Consider the following 15,892-nt stretch of genomic DNA (forward strand, 5'->3'; position numbering starts at 1 on the left):
ACAGTACACTGCCGCTATTGCGGGAACCTCGGGCCCACAGCTCAAGGTGAGTTTTGCGTAAAATGTGGTCAAAGTAGGCTTTCGCGTACGGTAAAAATGAAAAAGTGTACCAACTGTCAAGCAACAATGAGTGACGATTCATTGTATTGCGGTAATTGCGGCAAGATTTTCTAATCTTTGAATTTGCTATTCTCATCGAGTTATTGTGTATATTCCAAATCTACATCAACATTTACCCTCTTGTCAGATATTATGGAGAAGGTATTATCAAAAACTAGATACAATGTAACGCCAGTCGGTATGTTCGTCTGAATATTCGCAGTAGTAAGTTGACCGCTGTTATAGTAGGTAGTAACTTCATGGCCATTTCGCCAATTAGTGAAAGATGTCTCATCCACAATAACAACCCTTATGTCATTACGGGCACCACCACTTGCAATAAAACTCCCTTCAACTTTTGCATCACGGGAACCCGCAGGTGCAGAGAAAGCGTAATAGCGGACACTTCCAGCATCCACATCAATCGTCCCGCTTGCAAAGTTTTGTCTGTGAACTGTTGGTACTAATGATGACATGAAATTAGAAGAAGATGCACTATTTGTGGAAGTCAACATTGACCCAACAAAAAACACCACAATCAAGCCGACTACTGAAACACCTATTCCTATGGCAATAGACTTGCCCCATGACCTTTTTGCTGAACTCATTAAGGCCAATTTCTACTGTAGAATCTAATTGTAAAAGGATTGTGGTCGTTTACAGAAAAGCCACAAGGTGTCCAATCCCACCCTACGTTATGACGTAGATAATGCGTACAAAACCGTGAGGAAAAGAGGGGGGTTGTATTTTTACTCATTGTCTATGAACTCGTTTGGCAGAACCCTTATTTCTCAAGATGCAGTCCCTCTGGGCCCGTGATTTTGTCCCAAAATTTTCCCGGGTACCTCTGGGCCCGTGTTTTTATCCCAAAAGTTTCCCGTACCCTTCTGAGCCGGTAGTCTCTCATGATAGCCACGATTACCGCAGGCAAGAGAGGAAGAGATGGTCGCCAACGACCTGAAGGTGTACTTTAGTAGCTTCGAGGTGGCACTTGTGCAGGGCAACGTAGACGATGCCATCAGCTACATCAGCAACATCAAAAATGAGCTCGACGACAACCTGGGCTACATGCTGTCAAAGAAGGGCGCTCAAGAAAACCCTGAAAGCAACCCAGCAATCTTCCACGAAGCGGCCTGACCGGCCGATTTATACACCGCAGGCGCAGCACTTTACATGTGCTTATAGGCGCGGTGATGGCGCAGACTAGGTGCAGAAAATTCCTTGCCGGCGACGGCATAACGACTCCTGAATTTACAATCAGCGCGTTTCCCGGCGTCTTTGAAGGCCTCTCGATTGACGCAAGGGCCGCCAGAAAGAGCTTTCCTGCATTTGGCGACGCGTTCAGCGTGGCAAAGAACCTCGACGAGTACCAGTTTAGGATATGCACGCTCGTCCCGTCACTTGCCGACTCGCCTGTCAAGGTCATGCTGCAGAAATACAGGATAGCGATTGCCGCGGCGTTTGCCAAGCTCGTGCCCGTGATAAGAGATGACCAAGCCGGCCTGCCGGCCTGGACGCAGCACGCGCGCTCGCTCCTTGTGGAGGTTTCTGACGCCTACGTGGCAGCAACTGCGAGCGTCCCACGCGCGCCAAAGCCAAAGATAGGCGAGGCCCTCGTTTTTTTCGGGCTGCACGAAGTTGACGTGGACAGGGCGCTTGCCTCCGGGTACTGGAAGTAGCGCCTGCGAAATGTTCAGATACCGCCTGCGCGTGCGGCCGCCATGGCCAACTGCGCCATGTGCGGGCAAGAGCAGTGATCACTTTTTTATCCGGTACAGGTTGCCCTTCGAAACTAAGGTTGGCTTGCCTCCCCTGCTTATTTCAAAGTCGACGCGCAGAATACCATACCCCTTTTCTTCCTTTTTCGATACAATAGTGTACGTGGCATCGAGCGCGTCGCCGGCGTACACCTCTCCCAAAAAACGCGTCTGCCTTCCGGCCCAGTCAGGGTCGCCGTCCATCCCGTAAAGCAGCATAACGCAGTCCGAGAATTCTGGCAGGCGCGTCATCTCACCCTCGGCCCTTGCTATCATGGATCGTCCGGGTAAAAGCACGCCCCTGATGCCTTCCCGGGCCGCAAGTTCGGGGTTTTCATGGAGAACATTTCTGGTGCGGGCAAACGCAAGGTAGTTCTCGAAGTCATCTGCAGTCATGACAAACGACGCGGTGAACACCTGGCCGACTGCAAAATCGTCAAACCCCATCGCCTGCAAAGCGATCAGTCTCGCTTTTATATCTACGTGACGATCGCATCGTATTGTATTACAACATGTCCCGGATGAGCTTTGAGCTTTCACCAGAGCAGAGGGAATTTTTGTCCAAGGTGGACTCGGCGTGCAGGGAAATACGGCCGCACGAAGAGGAGTGCTACCTTGCAGAGAAGCTGAACGACCGCGTCATACCTACCTTTGGCAGAATAGGGATGCTTGGCTGTCCCGTCTCGAAAAAGCACGGCGGCCTTGGCCTTGACATGCTGACATACGCGCTTGCAATGGAAAGAATAGGCAGGGAGGGAAGCGGCATGCGCACGTTCTTTTCCGTGCACACGTCGATAGGCCAGCTTGTGCTGCAGGGGTGGGCATGCGAAGAGCAAAAGAAGGAATGTCTGCCTTCCACCTGCAACGGCAAGAGCATCATGTCGTTTGCGCTGACAGAGCCGGACGCCGGGAGCGACCCCGCCTCCATGACGGCCACCTTTGAAGAACGTGGCAACTCGTACGTGCTCAAGGGTAAAAAGCACTGGATAGGAAACGGGACCATACCGGGGGTCATGACCGTCTACGCCAAGGACCGTGAGACCGGCAAGGTTTCGGCGTTCATCGTGGACAAGAACGCAAGGGGTGTCAGGGCGGAGGAGATGAAAAACAAGGTCGGACTCCTCTCGGTCAAAAACGCCGAGATACTCTTTGAAGATTGTGCCGTCCCCAAAAAAAACCTGCTCGGCCAGAAAGGCAAGGGGCTCAGCGTCGCGTACAGCGCGCTCATAGACGGCAGGCTTTCAGTAGCGGCCGGCGCGGTCGGCGTCATGGAGGACTGCCTTGCAGAAACAGTTGAGTATTCCAAGTCGCGCCTGCAGCACGGTTCGGCACTAGCGAAAAAGCAACTAATACAGGAGCACATCGCGCGTATAGCCATCGACATTGAAAGCTCAAGGTGGCTCGCGTACAGGGCAGCTGCTGCGCGCCAGAAACTGCATGATTACGTTGAAGGGCAAAAAGAGCGCGAAGGCTGGCTTGACCGGCTGAACAGGAGCAACACCGAGTACGCGGCCCTGAGGGCCGAGGCAGATTCGCTTGCCGCAATAGCAAAATTCCATGCAAGCAACAGATCGTTCGAGTGTGCAAGCAGGTCTGTGCAGGTGTTTGGCTCCACAGGCTACCGCAAGACTGCCAGGGTTGCAAGGCACTTTCTTGACACTAGGGCGACTACCATCTACGAGGGCGCAAACGAAGTTCTGGAACTGAAAATAGCATCGATGGTTCTGGGCAATGAGTACTCGGCGTACTAGGACAGCACACTTGTCGCTATCTCCAAGCCTTCATCGACTTCCTCGGCAGTTATTATGAGCGGAGGTATTGCACGCATTGCCTTCTGCCCGGCAGGCAGGAGCAAGAGCCCCTTTCGGAACATCCGAGCAAGCACGGCGTCGCGGCTTTCCTTTGTGTCAAACTCGATTCCAACCATGAGCCCTATGCCCCTGACGTCGATTACGCCGCCCTTGCCAATGAGATCTTGGAGACCTTTCTTCAGCCTGCCACCCATCACATGTGCATTGTACAAGAGCTTGTCGCGCTTTATCGCGTCGATGATTGCGGCACCTATCGCCATGTCTATCCTACTTCCGCCGCCCCACGTGCTTGAAAGCACGCCCTGCTGCCCGGGGTCAAGGTCTGACCGAAACGCCGCTGCGCCTACCTGCAGCGCCTTTGCGGTGCTCATTATGTCGGGCTTGACATCATAGTGTTCAAAAGCCCACCATTTCCCGGTCCTGCCCATGCCGGACTGGACCTCGTCTAGTATCAAAGGGACTCCGTGCGCGTCTGCCTGCTTTCTCAGGTTCTGCATGAATTTCTTGCTCGCTACGCTGTAGCCGCCCTCACCTTGTATCACCTCGCTTATGACGAACGCAACTTTGTTCTGCTCAAGCATCCTGCCAATTGAGTCAATCTCGGGATCAGAATCTTCCTTGCAGAACTTTATCCTCAGCACCGGTAGTTCCGGAAAGCCGGCCTTTTGCACAGGCTTGCTGAACGTGAACGACAAAGTGCCAAGGGTCCTTCCGTGGAACGCGCCGGTGCACGAAACGCCGGGCAGGACGGGCATGCCATCTTTCATCCTTTTCCTATACGCGATTTTCACCGCGTTTTCTACGGCCTCCGCCCCCGAGTTTACAAAGAACGTTTTGAACCCCTCAGGCAAGACGGACAGGAACTTTTCGGACAGGTCTGCATGCTCGCGGCAGTAAAAGTCCTGGCCGGCTATCTTGTGCGCGCCGTTCTGCGCCATCCCCGCAAGCGCGTGTATGACATCTGGGTGACCATAGCCAAGCGGGCAGGCGCCGATGTTTGAGGTGAAATCGAGGAACTGGTTGCCGTCGGAGTCGCGTATGACGCAACCCTGCCCGCCGTCTATTACAAGCGGGTACGAAAAGGTTGAATCGTAACAGTTTCTTTTCAGGACGGCGATTATCTCGGCTGCCTTTGGACCTGGAAGGTTCGCTGCAACTTTTGCAAATCCCACACAGATAATTGACACATGTGTCTTTTAAGCGAGCTAGGTTTGCCTCGCCTGTATTGGAATGTTTACATCAAGTGTGTTGCCGTCCCTTATTACCGTGAACCTCACGCTGTCTCCAACTTTCTTTTCTGCCAAGATTGCTGCAGCATCAACATCGTTACTTATCGATCTGCCGTCGACTGCTATTATGATGTCTCCGCCAACAGGTATCGTCCTTCCGTCAACTGCCACCAGCTCGTTTCCCCCTCGCAAGCCTGCCCTCTCTGCTGGACTACCATTAATTATGCTGGTAATCAGGACCCCGCGGGCTTCGTTAAGGTTCATAGCTTGAGCAATGCCCGGTGTCACGTTGACTCCGCGAATGCCCAGTGCCTCGGGTTCCTCTTCTATTTGAATTGTCACTGGGTTGCCGCTAACATAGGCAAACGAGTACCCTACCGCGCCAAACAGTATCGCAAAGGACAGGGCGGTGCTTACGGCAGTGTGCACGCCATTAACTTGATTCAAGAGGATAACAACTTTTTGGTCAGAGCATCCCGTATCTTAGTAGACTCTTGCAAGTTTTGCAACCAAACATGGCCACCTTGCTTCCTTCCCTAACGTTTTTCATGTCGCCTATAATCAGCCGGCCTTCCTCCTGTGCTGCCTTCATTTTTTCCATGTCGCTTTCCTGTATCCCGTAGATTATCGGGATTATTCCCACCACCGCGTTGCAGTTTTCGCAAAAGCCTTCGGAGACGTGCCGGGGCTTTTCTTTGTGATATTGCTCGTGCAGGCGCGCGGCCTCTTCTCGCGTCAGCCCAAACGTTTCCTCAAGACGGTAGTTTATGCGGTAGAATATCGGGTCGCCCTCGTCATACTCGTTGCCCTTGAGGTACGACGCATGAAGATCGTTAAGGGCCTTCTTTATTTCCTGCACTTTGCCCACGCGGGTCACTGGGCCTGCTTGCGCACGCCAGTGTCATGGCTTTCCGCCAGCTGTTCGTAGTGGCCCCTGGCCTTGCCCAGCGCGGACAGTTTTGCCTCTTCTGTTTCAGCCGGCTCTTTGCTCACCTGCTCAGCTTTTGCCTTGAGCATCATGTCGGCCATCACGAATAGCCCAAAGTTCTCCTTCGTCAGGTGCTGAGAGACGTGGTCGGTGTAGGCCTGAATGTCTGCAATCAGCTGCTCGGGCTTGTCCGTCCGCAGGTACTCTCTGGCAAACGCCTCCATGTTTTCTGCATGCTGCCGGGTCATCCCGTTCTCAGAGAGCATCCTTCTTATGGGCCCGCCCTTGCGCGGCATCCCGCGCTCTTCAAGAACGGGGAAGAGGGAATCTTCCTCCCTGCCGTGGTGGCAGACGTTTGTAAAATTCCTGGCAAAGTCGATTGCCTGCTCCAAGATGGGCGCGGTGATAGAACTGCCGGCCTTCAGAAGTTCTGCAGTAAGGTTGAGCGCCCGCGTCATTTTTTCAATCAGAAAGTGGTCGTTGCGCAGCGATTCCGTCCACGACATGCGGATTTTGTGCAGGACCCAGAATAATAACATTGGCACCGATAGGCGTATCCAATTGCAAGCACAAATTAGGCCAGCCTGTTTCTAGTCCAAGATACTGCAAGGCTCGAGTTTGTCGAGGCCGAGGTGGCAGTCGCGCAGATGAAGATGCTCCAGCAGACCTTTGCAACGTACTGCGACCTGAAGGAGCAGTGCACGCTGAAATTCGCTAAGCGTTTGCGGACTAGCCCGGCGGGATCATGGTGCTTGACGTCGCTTCAAATGAGGAACTGCAACAGGTGCTTTTTCTGCTGCTGTCGATGCTGCTTGCACAGAGAACTTTCAGACCGTTGATGGAAATGAAATCTCTCGACTCCATAATTTCCCAGCTCCAGATTATAGCGGGTTCGATGCCAAAACCCGGCGAGAAAAAGCCCTAGAGGAATGCCCGGTTCTCTTGCAGGAATCCAAGTACCTTTCCTTCGATGATAGGCAAGTAGTCCGAGTCCACCTCAAACGAGAGTATTAGGTAGAACTTGTCGTAACTGCCAGACAAGACAGGGATGGTCGCCCTCACAAGGTTGTCGAACTTGCCTACCACGTACTGCAGCCTGCCCACCTTGGAGTTGAGCCCGCCGGCAAGGGTGCCGGTCATGAATATGGCCTGGCTGGCGTACTTGGCAGTCTCGTCCGTCGACGCGAGGGGCGTGAGCCCCTGCCTGTACATGGTGACAAGTAGCGAGCCCAAGTGGTCAACGAGGCCGACAAACCGGATGGAGCCGTCAAGCGCAAGTATCCTGCTGCACAGTTCTTTGTGTTCCAACAAGTACAATGGTTTTTGCTCCGGACATGTTAAGATGTCGGATGAACAAGGTCGTAGGCCTTTCCCGAAAAGGCGGCCTAGCGGGCCAGAAAAACACAGGTTTCCAATGTAGTGCAGTTCAATCACTATCGTCGCATAGGCTGCGGTGAAACGACATGAAAATGGCCGTAAATGCCCTTCACTCGGATTACCGGGTAGAGCAGCATCTTGACGTGCGCCCAGTCAATAGGTATCTTCCACAAATCAGGGTGTATGCCCTGTCGGCCGCGTCTGGAAACACCAAAGTACTGCAATGACGCCAGTAGATCTGGCGATGAAGAGTCTAGACGGACCTGAACCAAGATGATGTAATTTGCACTCGGAGCCACCCGTTTCAATTTTCAAAGAAAATAAAAGGGCAGAAGCGCCGGACTTGCTGTCTGCATCCGATCGCAATATTGGCCGTCGCGCCGCCCAACACTAATGTGATCTTGATGGATGGCGCGCCCGTAATCTTAAAAAACGCCGGGAGGTAACAAGTGCGTGCCTGAAATGAGTGAAACTGTTCACGGATTGTAAGGGGATGGATACGCTCGAAAATATCGAAATCAAGGCTGTCTACAAGGATAGGGATTCTGATCGGCATCGAGGTTATCCTTATTGCGGGAAGTTTCAGTTTCCTGGCAGCCGTCCAGGGCCAGAACCTGCTCATCGGTAATTCGATAAACATCGCCGGAAAGAACAGGTTTCTTTCCGCGGTCAGTCTTCTTGAAACAAGCAATTACCTGTTAAACAATGGTGAAAAGCAAGATGTCGACGCGGCATTGAGAGACCTCGAGACAAACATACTCGCCTTGAGGGACGGTGGCGAGATAGACGGCGTACAGCTAAGTCCGCTCAGGCCGGAATTCAGTGATGACTGGAAGGAAGTTTACGACGACTGGCTCGCCTACAGAGCGTTGGTCGATAGCGTAACTTCCGGAACCCCGGACGCTAGCGCAGCCATGCAGGACGTGAAATCGGCAAACACGGACATGGTGGCCTCATCCGACGCGCTCGTCAAGGCGATTGGAGAGTTTTCCCGGAGGGAATCGCAGAACCTGATGGCACTGCAAATAGTACTTGGAGGCCTGAACATCGGGATCCACCTCTTCATGCTGTACCTGATAATAAAGATCCTCAAGCCCATAAGGTCGCTCAGGAACGCGACTGCTGAGGTCAAGAAGGGAAACCTCGACATTGCGGTAGACCAGTCAGGCAGTAACGAGCTGCACGACCTCGCGGACTCCTTCAACTCGATGGTAAAGTCGCTCAGGGAATCAACTCACCAGCTCATGGTGTCAAACCAAAAGTATCAAGAAATGTACGACAAGGCGCCTGACCCATACCGGTCTATAAACGACGACGGGACAGTAATCGAGTGCAACTGGGCCTATGTCAAGAGCCTGGGGTTTGAGAAAAAAGAGGACGTGCTGGGCCATTCGATATTCGAGCACACGGCAGATCAGAGCCTAGACGACATGAAAAAGTCGTTTGAAGAATGGAAGCGCACGGGAACGGTAGCGAACCGGGAGGTGTGGATGAAGAGGAAGGACGGCAGCATCTTTCCTTCGTCCATCAGCGCAACCAGTATCTACGACGAGCAGACCGGCAAGCTAATAGGGAGCAACACCGTCATAATCGACGAGTCGGCACAGTACAGGACTAGAAAGATACTGGAACAGGCAAACGAGGAGCTCAGGAATATAGACAGGATAAAGGACGAGTTCATCAACGTCGCTGCGCACGAGCTTCGGACCCCAGTAGTGCCAATCATCCTAAACGCGGAAGAGCTGGCCGAGGAACTCAAGGACGATACCAGGGTGAACGTAATTCTAAGAAACGCTAGGAGGATGACGCGACTTGCAAACGATATACTTGACGTGAGCAGGATAGAGAGCAACACCTTCAAAGTGGTCAAAGCCAGCACCAACATCGTGTCGATGATACAGGATGTAATCGAAGACGCGCGCGCAAGGATTCCGGAAGACAGACCCCTTAAAATAGTCCTTGACAGCAGGCTCAACTCCAAGTCTGACGAGAATGTCTTGATGGACGTGGGAAGAGTAGACCAAGTGCTTACCAACTTGCTAGAGAACGCCGTCAATTCTACGGAATCTGGGCAGATTACCGTCGTCGTCGAAAAGAATGGGCAGGGTTTCCAGGTCAGCGTCTCCGATACAGGAAAGGGCATAGACGCCTCAATCCAGGACAAACTGTTTCAGAAATTCGTTACAAAATCAGACAGGGCCACAGGCACAGGCCTTGGGCTGTATTTGTCAAAGGCGATAGTCGAGGCGCACGGCGGCAAGATGTGGGCAGGGAACAACAAAGAGTGTAAGGGCGCGACTTTTTCATTCAGCCTGCCAGCCAGCCAGTCATGACGGACGAGTGCCTAGATATACCTCATGTAGTACCGGCTCCCATAATAGCTAAGCCAGCCTGGTTCTGAAACGCTATCTGGCAAGCCATATATCCGCGTGACGGGTCGCTAGCAGCGACGAGCATGCCGATTTTGAGCGGCTCCTTGAAATGAGAGGGAAAGGGTTCAGGGCAGGACAAAGACGCCGTAAATTGAAATCCGCTGTTCTGAAAGCTGCCATGAACGCGGTAAACAGTACTGGGCGTCCTTGCTGAAAATTCGCCTGTCAAAGCAGGCAAGGAGGGAGAGAGAGTACCGTTAGAATGAGCTGGCACATGTGGGTTCACAAATAGCGTGGCATACTAGTATTTATCGCACCTTTTCCTTGAACCTTTGTTCATGACAAATGGTTTCGACGTCTTCCTTACAGGGCTCATTACTGGCACGGTAGTGGCAGCAGGCGGCGGACTCGCCGCATATTTCCTGAAGGACAGATTTGGTCCGGCAAGGGGCTACCGGTTCGACATGTCGCGTTTTCTCGAAAGAGACAGAGATCACGTGAAAATCTACAATACAGGCTCAAAGCCGATAGAATCGTGCAGGATATTTTGCGATTATGAAGAATGCAAATGGTCCGACCATAAGACGGGCCCAAGAACACTAACTATTAGCGAGACTGCAAGTGTCATGCTTCCGCCACACAAGAATGCCAATCCAGTCATTAGCCTAAAGAGTGGAGAAAAAACTGTGAGAGAAACGAAGCTCATGGATATCACCCTTGCCAGCTAGATGGACACGTTGCCTTTTTTCCAAGAGCTGCCAGGTTACCGGCTAATTCTAGATCCATCTATCGCATCCATTATTACCTGCGCGGCGCGGACACCAAAGTTTGCTTTGCAATAGTTTTCATTTTGCAGTTTTGAGTCCAGTTTGCCCGTTCTTATCAGATCTGACACCCTGTTCACGGCGGCAAGGTAGTTCATTGAGGACTTCCAGGTGAGAATAACCTCACACTTGTCGCATACGAGTACTTTTGCGTTGTCTGCATACACCTTGCCGCAAAAGGTGCAGGTGTTGTACACCATCGACTTGCCAGCGCGAGGAGAACCTATGCCAAAATGGACCGTGTTGAAGCAACTGCTGCACAGATGCTTTGCGCAAACTAGGCATGTATGGTATTCTTCGCCCTTGTTGCATAGCTCGCACAGAACCAATCGATCACTTTTTTGTAATTTGCTTGAGGCACCGCTCGAAGTATCTTTCCAGCGGGGTCCCGCGGTCGCCAACATCAAAGTGCGCTTCGTATGTTGCGACGCTCCCGCAAGTTGAACAGTATTTTGCCCTTTTCGCCTTGGGATAGGGGTCGAATGGCTTGGGAAGTTTTAGGGACTTTGCCATCTGCTAATCTTTGTCCTGCAGTTTGATGAAATGGAGTGGAAATGTTACAGCGGCAATAATGAAAGGATCAACAGCCATCTCTTGTCACGGTCACCTCGCCCATAAGAACGTACATCTCGGATAAGGAATTCATTCAATTTCCTTGAATGATGGTGATGCCCCAACGAATTTGGCAATCTTGTGCTTCAGGAAAACAGAATGTTCTTTGCCACAATCATCGCACCGGAGCCTGATGTTTCCAGAAATGCTCCTGTATCTTGGCTTTGTCACCTCATCCTCTTCGATGCATTCCATGACGTTGCCACAATCGCAGGAAAATAATTGTCTTGCCAATGGACATGTCAATAGGGTGATCGAAGGATAAAAGCTTGAAAACGCCTGTCACCTAGAGGCTCGAAACGCAGATCGTTTGACCCAAATCTGGCAATATAAGCACTTTTTAGGGAGTTTTTCCAGAGGTCGTGGCCCAGACCGCATGAATAATAGTTAAATAAACAATCAAGGCGGAAGATAAGCTAGGCAAAGAGTCGTGACATTTAGTCCCAAGTTCGGATCAAGGATCACTAACCCACTAGAAATCGAGCCATCGAAGCTCAAAGAAAAGTTGGACAAGGGAGAAGAGGTATTCATTCTAGACGTACGCACACCAGAAGAATACGAAGCGTGGAGATTATCGTATGACAAGTACCAAAAAACTCCGTTGATTCCGGTAGACAGACTATTTGCGTCACAAAAGCTGATAGCAGAGCAGCTTCCAAAAGACAAAGAAATCGTTACGCTATGTTCTCATGGAAACAGGTCTATGATGGCCGCGCAGATGCTTTCGAGAATGGGATACAAGGTAAAGAGCGTCAAAGGCGGCATGGTCGCCTGGAACCATGTGTATGACGTTGCTGAAGTGCCATTGCCGAAAAACGGTGACGCGGATCAAAAACCCTTGAGAATCTGGCAGCTAAGGCGCGTATCTAAAGGTTGCATGTCGTATGTTATCGCTTCTGGAAATGCCGCGACCGTCATTGATTGCACCAGCGACCTCAATGACTCCGTCCTTAAACTTGCAGAAGATAACGGGCTAAGGATAGTAAACGTGGTTGACACGCACATGCACGCCGACCATGTCTCTGGACTTTCGGCCCTCGCAAAGAGAACAGGAGCGCGGGCATACGTAGGTGAGAAAGAAGGTTACGAACTAGCCGGTGAAATTGGAATAAAGGTGAATCCGATTGACGACAATTATCAGATACCTGTCGGCGATGGTGTGTCACTTACCGCCATTCATACCCCCGGCCATACGGAGGGGAGCATGTGTTTTGCCTTAGACATGGGCTCGGAAGCAGATAAGAGGACCTACGTCTTTACCGGAGACACACTATTTGTCAACGGAGTCGGCAGGCCAGACCTGCGTGACAAAGCCGAAGAGTCTGCAACAAAGCTGTACAATACATACCATACAAGGATGTTAAAATATCCCGATGACGCCGTCATTCTTCCCGCGCACTTTGATCCCAATTCAATTACGGTCAGGCACGGAGAATTGATTATGGATACAATAGGCTTGGTGAAAAGAAACGTCAAACTATTGTCCATGTCCAAGGACGAGTTTGTAAAATTCATGGTTTCGTCAGTTCCGCCAAAGCCTGTCAATTACAAGGTAATAATCAAGATAAACAAGCAATTTGCCCCGTATGATGAAATCAACATAGGTGACTTGGAAGCAGGTCCCAACTCGTGTGCCATTAGAATGTAGACGAACTCTTTTTAGCCACCCGCTCGGCCACCGCCTTGTACGAGTCGAGGAACCTCTGCGCGTACAGGTCAGCGTGCCTCTCCGTGCCCCTGTGCGGTCCTCCCTGCGACCTCAGGTGGTGGTAAAACTCGTGTAGGATGACAAACGGGTTGTAAAAGATGTCCGAGTCCATCGCGTATATCCTGTGCTCCTTTGGGACATAGACTGCATAGGCGGTCCTCCTCTTTCCCTTGACCGTGCCGACCGCTATCTCCGGCGGCTTTAGGTGGTAAAACTTGCTCAGCTCGTGCAGCGCATTCTCCGTGTCCTTGCGCAGGATCATGTGGACTATTCTTGCCCGCGTCATTTCATCTGGCTCAGGCATTATGTAGCGATATGAAACACTGCATATAAACTGGGGCAATGTTGCTTTCGGAAAGCTGAATACACGCCTGTGCAGAGCTGAGGATGTGCCATACAAGTACGTCGACGATGGTCACAGGATAGGCATGATAGAGGACGTAATTTCCCATGTCAAGGAGGTCTTTGAGCATGGGCTACAGCTTGAGGCAATACTCATCGCACATGAGTACCTCGAGCAAAAGCTGAACGCGCTGTACAAGCAGGCCTACCGCCAGGACACGATACACAGAAAGTTCAAGCAGCTGATAGACATGCTTGCGTCTGAAGGCCTGCTTTCAGGCGAGGACTATTCTGTCCTGAACGAGTTCAACAGGCTGCGCAACGTTAACGCAAACCAGATCCTCGACTTTTCGCTCACGCTCAGGGGGGCGAAAAAGGGCGACATGATAAAGGCCATGAACCTTGCCGTAGAATCCGAGCGGATAATCTCCCGACTGTCTCAGGAGACTAGAGAAAGGAAATCTCGCAAAGGCAAGAAAAAACCGCGCAAAGACTGAATGGGTGAGCCAGTTTGAGCAAAGATAAGCTGCACTGCTTTGCAAAATATTATGAAAAAATGAAAGCGGTGAACTGCCTAGGTAGCGCCTTCCCAGAGGCAGAGTTAAAAAATCGGCAATGCGGTGAATTGCCTAGACTTTTGCTCCAGTGGCGAACCGTGGGCCTACGCTTTCAATCTTGACCTTGCATTTGTCGCCCACTCTGCCGCCCTTGACGAATATCACAAATCCTTGGATCCTTGCGATTCCGTCGCCTTTGCGGCTGATTTCTGTCACTTCAACGTCGTACTCTTTGCCCTCTTCTACTGGTTTGGGGCCACCAAAGTCGCCTCTTCCGTAACTCATTAAGTGCTGGTGATGGCATCCCCTTATATATACTGGACAGAAACGCTGTCTTTGCTCATCTCGAGACTCATTGCCCTCATTCTGGTTTTCAGTTCCTATTCGTTTACCCACACCACACCGGACAATTCGGAAATGAATCCGGGCGATTTTGCTATTATCTTATAAACCAGATTGTTAGTGAACTTATCTGGAAACTCGTTATGAGGGCGCTTCTATCACGTGACACCCCAGTCGAGCCCATGAAGACTTCGTCGAGCGCCACGTTTCATTACTAGAATGGAGTTTCCAGACGAGTTCAGTGATCGGTTCAGTCAGTGTGCCGAAGAAAACAGAATAGCCTGCTTGCTGGCGATATCAGATGCCATGACAAACTAGGCTCCCATTACCGCGACGGATAAGCTGCAATTAGCTCTGATTTTTCACTGGCAAGTGTTGCCAGTTTCCATTCTCATCTGAATCCAGGGATTCATCTATTCCATTACACGCGGCGATTGCAATTTGCTTTTTTAGCTTCCCGTACTTGCCGGAATTGTTCAGTCCGACAAGCATGGAACACCTGCCGCACCTTATCCTGTTCAGATGCTTCAGGTCGAGAAAGTAAAATGGCAGGACTCCACATAGGGAACAACGAAACGTTGTTAACAGGAACCTATCATTGGAGCTCAGGGATTCATAGTTAATCCCTGCAATGCATGCAATTTGACGAGCGCTGTCTCTCAGTATCCCATCAAAGCGGATAATGAAGGAGTTGCCAGACTCGGCCTCGTAGATTCTTGCAATCTTGAGTCGCAGATCTGTCTTTACCAACCTAATGTTCTGTTGTTCCTCTGATCTTGAATGAAGTAAGTCCCTCGAATTATCGAAGGTCATTGCATGGCAGTCCCAGATTCTTGTGTCGTTGAATCTCGCATGATTCGGAGGCTAGGGTGACCACCGGCACAAATTGGGTTATTGCAGTAATAGACCGCTTCACCTATAACGATTCTCGAAGCGAACGAGTTCCCTTCGTCATCCATCCTAGCATTGCAGTAGGGGCACGAAGGAAAGTTTTCTGATGCCCGCTTAACTCCCGTACTTTGCGGGTTGATCTGGTCTTCTTTACTTGCTGCAATGACTGATTGTTCCTTCTCGTTGATTGCCCATCTCTGATGCTTCAAACGAAATGCTGACTTGAAAGAGTATGTCCGTTCAGCGGACTGGGAGGCTAAGAATCGATCTATGGTATGATTCATGACGGACACTATTGCCAACACCTCGCTGATGTTTTCTGTCTTCCAATTTCCAACGAGAAAGATGATTTATGCTGACTTTCATTTGATATCATGTGGATTGTTTTATCGATCGACATCAACCATTACAACTGTTCCAAATTATTTATGGCGTGCTCAGCCGACAATAAGCATCCGGGAATACTTAGTGTGGAATAAGTATTGAATGATGTAGCGGCGAGGCCGAATAGAAATGCCGACACGCTTCTCCATTAACTAGGACTCATTTACCGCACGGGTACTCTTGTGTATGATTTAGTGAAAACAGGGATCAGGAGAAGAATTCTCTTCCGTATATGTCTCTGAATTTCATAAAGAGTGTAGCGCATTCGCGCTTGTCGAAAGAGTACTTTTCGCCATCCATTTCCTTGGTTATTGCGTGCTTCTTGATTATATTTCCACAGAACAAGCAGGATTGACTCCTGCCAGAGTAAGCTTCCCTATTAGTCGTCTTCGTCAAATCTCTTGCGTACTCTCCTCTTTCTTCACGTTGGCTTCTCAAGTCTATTCCATGAGTTTGTGTTGATAGCTTGTCAAGGATCTCTTCTGAAATTTCTGACGGGCTATCATCGCGATCCAACAGTTTTCTAAAACTCCTTCCGATAGTAGTTATGGATATCCAGGTGCCAGAGTCCACAATAGATTCGACCCATCTGAGCGTCTCAAGGAACTCTATGTATCTTATGAGTGCATTATATTGTAGGCCAGATTTTCCCGCCAGCG

The 15,892-nt window shown here is 50.7% G+C and carries 23 protein-coding genes; 9 read left to right on the top strand and 14 right to left on the bottom strand.

The window, feature by feature from the left end:
- The first annotated feature begins 96 nt into the window (after nt 1-96).
- Complete coding sequence (locus tag VGA14_RS09645) at nt 97-174, top strand: zinc-ribbon domain-containing protein (RefSeq protein WP_414690235.1); 78 nt, start codon at nt 97-99, stop codon at nt 172-174.
- Between the two features lie 26 nt (nt 175-200).
- Here VGA14_RS09645 and VGA14_RS08130 read toward each other — a convergent pair whose 3' ends face one another.
- Nucleotides 201-707, bottom strand: a complete 507-nt coding sequence (locus tag VGA14_RS08130; protein ID WP_331003256.1) for a hypothetical protein — start codon at nt 705-707, stop codon at nt 201-203.
- Between the two features lie 334 nt (nt 708-1,041).
- Here VGA14_RS08130 and VGA14_RS08135 point away from each other — a divergent pair, with 334 nt between their 5' ends.
- Nucleotides 1,042-1,236 carry a hypothetical protein gene (locus VGA14_RS08135; protein WP_331003257.1) on the top strand — a complete coding sequence of 65 codons (195 nt, stop codon included), beginning with the start codon at nt 1,042-1,044 and terminating at the stop codon, nt 1,234-1,236.
- A gap of 38 nt (nt 1,237-1,274) precedes the next feature.
- The gene (locus VGA14_RS08140; RefSeq protein WP_331003258.1) at nt 1,275-1,778 is read left to right on the top strand and encodes a hypothetical protein; all 504 of its coding nucleotides are present in this window, start codon (nt 1,275-1,277) and stop codon (nt 1,776-1,778) included.
- A gap of 78 nt (nt 1,779-1,856) precedes the next feature.
- Here the strand turns inward: VGA14_RS08140 and VGA14_RS08145 are convergent, their stop codons facing one another.
- A complete protein-coding gene (locus tag VGA14_RS08145) occupies nt 1,857-2,303 on the bottom strand; it encodes a hypothetical protein (protein ID WP_331003259.1) in 447 nt (148 codons plus the stop codon).
- A gap of 53 nt (nt 2,304-2,356) precedes the next feature.
- Here VGA14_RS08145 and VGA14_RS08150 point away from each other — a divergent pair, with 53 nt between their 5' ends.
- A complete protein-coding gene (locus VGA14_RS08150) occupies nt 2,357-3,607 on the top strand; it encodes an acyl-CoA dehydrogenase family protein (RefSeq protein ID WP_331003260.1) in 1,251 nt (416 codons plus the stop codon).
- On the opposite strand, the gene VGA14_RS08155 is transcribed toward VGA14_RS08150, so the two are convergent.
- The 4 genes from VGA14_RS08155 to VGA14_RS08170 are packed head-to-tail and all read right to left on the bottom strand — an operon-like array spanning nt 3,604 to nt 6,330.
- Nucleotides 3,604-4,839, bottom strand: coding sequence for an aminotransferase class III-fold pyridoxal phosphate-dependent enzyme (locus tag VGA14_RS08155; RefSeq protein ID WP_331003261.1), 1,236 nt, complete (start codon nt 4,837-4,839; stop codon nt 3,604-3,606). The genes VGA14_RS08150 and VGA14_RS08155 overlap by 4 nt on opposite strands.
- Nucleotides 4,840-4,872: 33 nt before the next feature.
- A complete protein-coding gene (locus VGA14_RS08160) occupies nt 4,873-5,325 on the bottom strand; it encodes a PDZ domain-containing protein (RefSeq protein WP_331003262.1) in 453 nt (150 codons plus the stop codon).
- Nucleotides 5,326-5,362: 37 nt separating this feature from the next.
- Complete coding sequence (locus VGA14_RS08165; RefSeq protein ID WP_331003263.1) at nt 5,363-5,764, bottom strand: hypothetical protein; 402 nt, start codon at nt 5,762-5,764, stop codon at nt 5,363-5,365.
- Nucleotides 5,765-5,769: 5 nt separating this feature from the next.
- Entirely contained in the window at nt 5,770-6,330 is a 561-nt protein-coding gene (locus VGA14_RS08170; protein WP_331003264.1) for a hemerythrin domain-containing protein, read from the bottom strand.
- Between the two features lie 239 nt (nt 6,331-6,569).
- Here VGA14_RS08170 and VGA14_RS08175 point away from each other — a divergent pair, with 239 nt between their 5' ends.
- Nucleotides 6,570-6,749: a hypothetical protein gene (locus VGA14_RS08175; RefSeq protein WP_331003265.1), complete on the top strand. Its 180-nt coding sequence runs from the start codon at nt 6,570-6,572 to the stop codon at nt 6,747-6,749.
- On the opposite strand, the gene VGA14_RS08180 is transcribed toward VGA14_RS08175, so the two are convergent.
- Complete coding sequence (locus VGA14_RS08180) at nt 6,746-7,132, bottom strand: hypothetical protein (protein WP_331003266.1); 387 nt, start codon at nt 7,130-7,132, stop codon at nt 6,746-6,748. The genes VGA14_RS08175 and VGA14_RS08180 overlap by 4 nt on opposite strands.
- A 707-nt stretch (nt 7,133-7,839) precedes the next feature.
- Here VGA14_RS08180 and VGA14_RS08185 point away from each other — a divergent pair.
- Together VGA14_RS08185 and VGA14_RS08190 are read left to right on the top strand one after the other, a co-directional pair.
- The gene (locus tag VGA14_RS08185; protein WP_331003277.1) at nt 7,840-9,534 is read left to right on the top strand and encodes an ATP-binding protein; all 1,695 of its coding nucleotides are present in this window, start codon (nt 7,840-7,842) and stop codon (nt 9,532-9,534) included.
- A gap of 377 nt (nt 9,535-9,911) precedes the next feature.
- Nucleotides 9,912-10,301, top strand: coding sequence for a hypothetical protein (locus tag VGA14_RS08190; protein WP_331003267.1), 390 nt, complete (start codon nt 9,912-9,914; stop codon nt 10,299-10,301).
- Nucleotides 10,302-10,336: 35 nt separating this feature from the next.
- Here VGA14_RS08190 and VGA14_RS08195 read toward each other — a convergent pair whose 3' ends face one another.
- The 3 genes from VGA14_RS08195 to VGA14_RS08205 all read right to left on the bottom strand — a co-directional run bounded on the left by VGA14_RS08195 (nt 10,337) and on the right by VGA14_RS08205 (nt 11,204).
- A complete protein-coding gene (locus tag VGA14_RS08195; RefSeq protein WP_331003268.1) occupies nt 10,337-10,597 on the bottom strand; it encodes a hypothetical protein in 261 nt (86 codons plus the stop codon).
- 133 nt (nt 10,598-10,730) lie between these two features.
- The gene (locus tag VGA14_RS08200; protein ID WP_331003269.1) at nt 10,731-10,910 is read right to left on the bottom strand and encodes a hypothetical protein; all 180 of its coding nucleotides are present in this window, start codon (nt 10,908-10,910) and stop codon (nt 10,731-10,733) included.
- 129 nt (nt 10,911-11,039) lie between these two features.
- Entirely contained in the window at nt 11,040-11,204 is a 165-nt protein-coding gene (locus VGA14_RS08205; protein ID WP_331003270.1) for a hypothetical protein, read from the bottom strand.
- Nucleotides 11,205-11,439: 235 nt separating this feature from the next.
- Between VGA14_RS08205 and VGA14_RS08210 the strand changes: the two genes are divergently transcribed.
- Complete coding sequence (locus tag VGA14_RS08210) at nt 11,440-12,657, top strand: MBL fold metallo-hydrolase (protein WP_331003271.1); 1,218 nt, start codon at nt 11,440-11,442, stop codon at nt 12,655-12,657.
- Here VGA14_RS08210 and VGA14_RS08215 read toward each other — a convergent pair.
- Nucleotides 12,647-13,021: a hypothetical protein gene (locus tag VGA14_RS08215; protein WP_331003272.1), complete on the bottom strand. Its 375-nt coding sequence runs from the start codon at nt 13,019-13,021 to the stop codon at nt 12,647-12,649. The genes VGA14_RS08210 and VGA14_RS08215 overlap by 11 nt on opposite strands.
- A gap of 85 nt (nt 13,022-13,106) precedes the next feature.
- Between VGA14_RS08215 and VGA14_RS08220 the strand changes: the two genes are divergently transcribed.
- The gene (locus tag VGA14_RS08220) at nt 13,107-13,556 is read left to right on the top strand and encodes a hypothetical protein (RefSeq protein WP_331003273.1); all 450 of its coding nucleotides are present in this window, start codon (nt 13,107-13,109) and stop codon (nt 13,554-13,556) included.
- Nucleotides 13,557-13,688: 132 nt separating this feature from the next.
- Here the strand turns inward: VGA14_RS08220 and VGA14_RS08225 are convergent, their stop codons facing one another.
- The 3 genes from VGA14_RS08225 to VGA14_RS08235 all read right to left on the bottom strand — a co-directional run.
- Nucleotides 13,689-13,901 (bottom strand): TRAM domain-containing protein, encoded by a 213-nt coding sequence (locus VGA14_RS08225; RefSeq protein WP_331003274.1) that lies wholly within the window; start codon nt 13,899-13,901, stop codon nt 13,689-13,691.
- Between the two features lie 405 nt (nt 13,902-14,306).
- Nucleotides 14,307-14,708 (bottom strand): hypothetical protein, encoded by a 402-nt coding sequence (locus tag VGA14_RS08230; protein WP_331003275.1) that lies wholly within the window; start codon nt 14,706-14,708, stop codon nt 14,307-14,309.
- 732 nt (nt 14,709-15,440) lie between these two features.
- A partial coding sequence (locus tag VGA14_RS08235) for a hypothetical protein (RefSeq protein WP_331003276.1) occupies nt 15,441-15,892 on the bottom strand: 452 nt, incomplete at its 5' end.

This window comes from Nitrososphaera sp. (genome assembly GCF_036397675.1).
Lineage (GTDB): Archaea > Thermoproteota > Nitrososphaeria > Nitrososphaerales > Nitrososphaeraceae > Nitrososphaera.

What these genes read in the sequence shown, in the direction of transcription:
- VGA14_RS09645 (WP_414690235.1), top strand. Translation starts at nt 97, where the DNA reads ATGAAAAAGTGTACCAACTGTCAAGCAACAATGAGTGACGATTCATTG.
- VGA14_RS08130 (WP_331003256.1), bottom strand. Translation starts at nt 707, where the DNA reads ATGAGTTCAGCAAAAAGGTCATGGGGCAAGTCTATTGCCATAGGAATA.
- VGA14_RS08195 (WP_331003268.1), bottom strand. Translation starts at nt 10,597, where the DNA reads ATGGTGTACAACACCTGCACCTTTTGCGGCAAGGTGTATGCAGACAAC.
- VGA14_RS08225 (WP_331003274.1), bottom strand. Translation starts at nt 13,901, where the DNA reads ATGAGTTACGGAAGAGGCGACTTTGGTGGCCCCAAACCAGTAGAAGAG.
- VGA14_RS08200 (WP_331003269.1), bottom strand. Translation starts at nt 10,910, where the DNA reads ATGGCAAAGTCCCTAAAACTTCCCAAGCCATTCGACCCCTATCCCAAG.
- VGA14_RS08205 (WP_331003270.1), bottom strand. Translation starts at nt 11,204, where the DNA reads ATGGAATGCATCGAAGAGGATGAGGTGACAAAGCCAAGATACAGGAGC.
- VGA14_RS08170 (WP_331003264.1), bottom strand. Translation starts at nt 6,330, where the DNA reads ATGTCGTGGACGGAATCGCTGCGCAACGACCACTTTCTGATTGAAAAA.
- VGA14_RS08135 (WP_331003257.1), top strand. Translation starts at nt 1,042, where the DNA reads ATGGTCGCCAACGACCTGAAGGTGTACTTTAGTAGCTTCGAGGTGGCA.
- VGA14_RS08175 (WP_331003265.1), top strand. Translation starts at nt 6,570, where the DNA reads ATGGTGCTTGACGTCGCTTCAAATGAGGAACTGCAACAGGTGCTTTTT.
- VGA14_RS08190 (WP_331003267.1), top strand. Translation starts at nt 9,912, where the DNA reads ATGACAAATGGTTTCGACGTCTTCCTTACAGGGCTCATTACTGGCACG.
- VGA14_RS08145 (WP_331003259.1), bottom strand. Translation starts at nt 2,303, where the DNA reads ATGGGGTTTGACGATTTTGCAGTCGGCCAGGTGTTCACCGCGTCGTTT.
- VGA14_RS08215 (WP_331003272.1), bottom strand. Translation starts at nt 13,021, where the DNA reads ATGCCTGAGCCAGATGAAATGACGCGGGCAAGAATAGTCCACATGATC.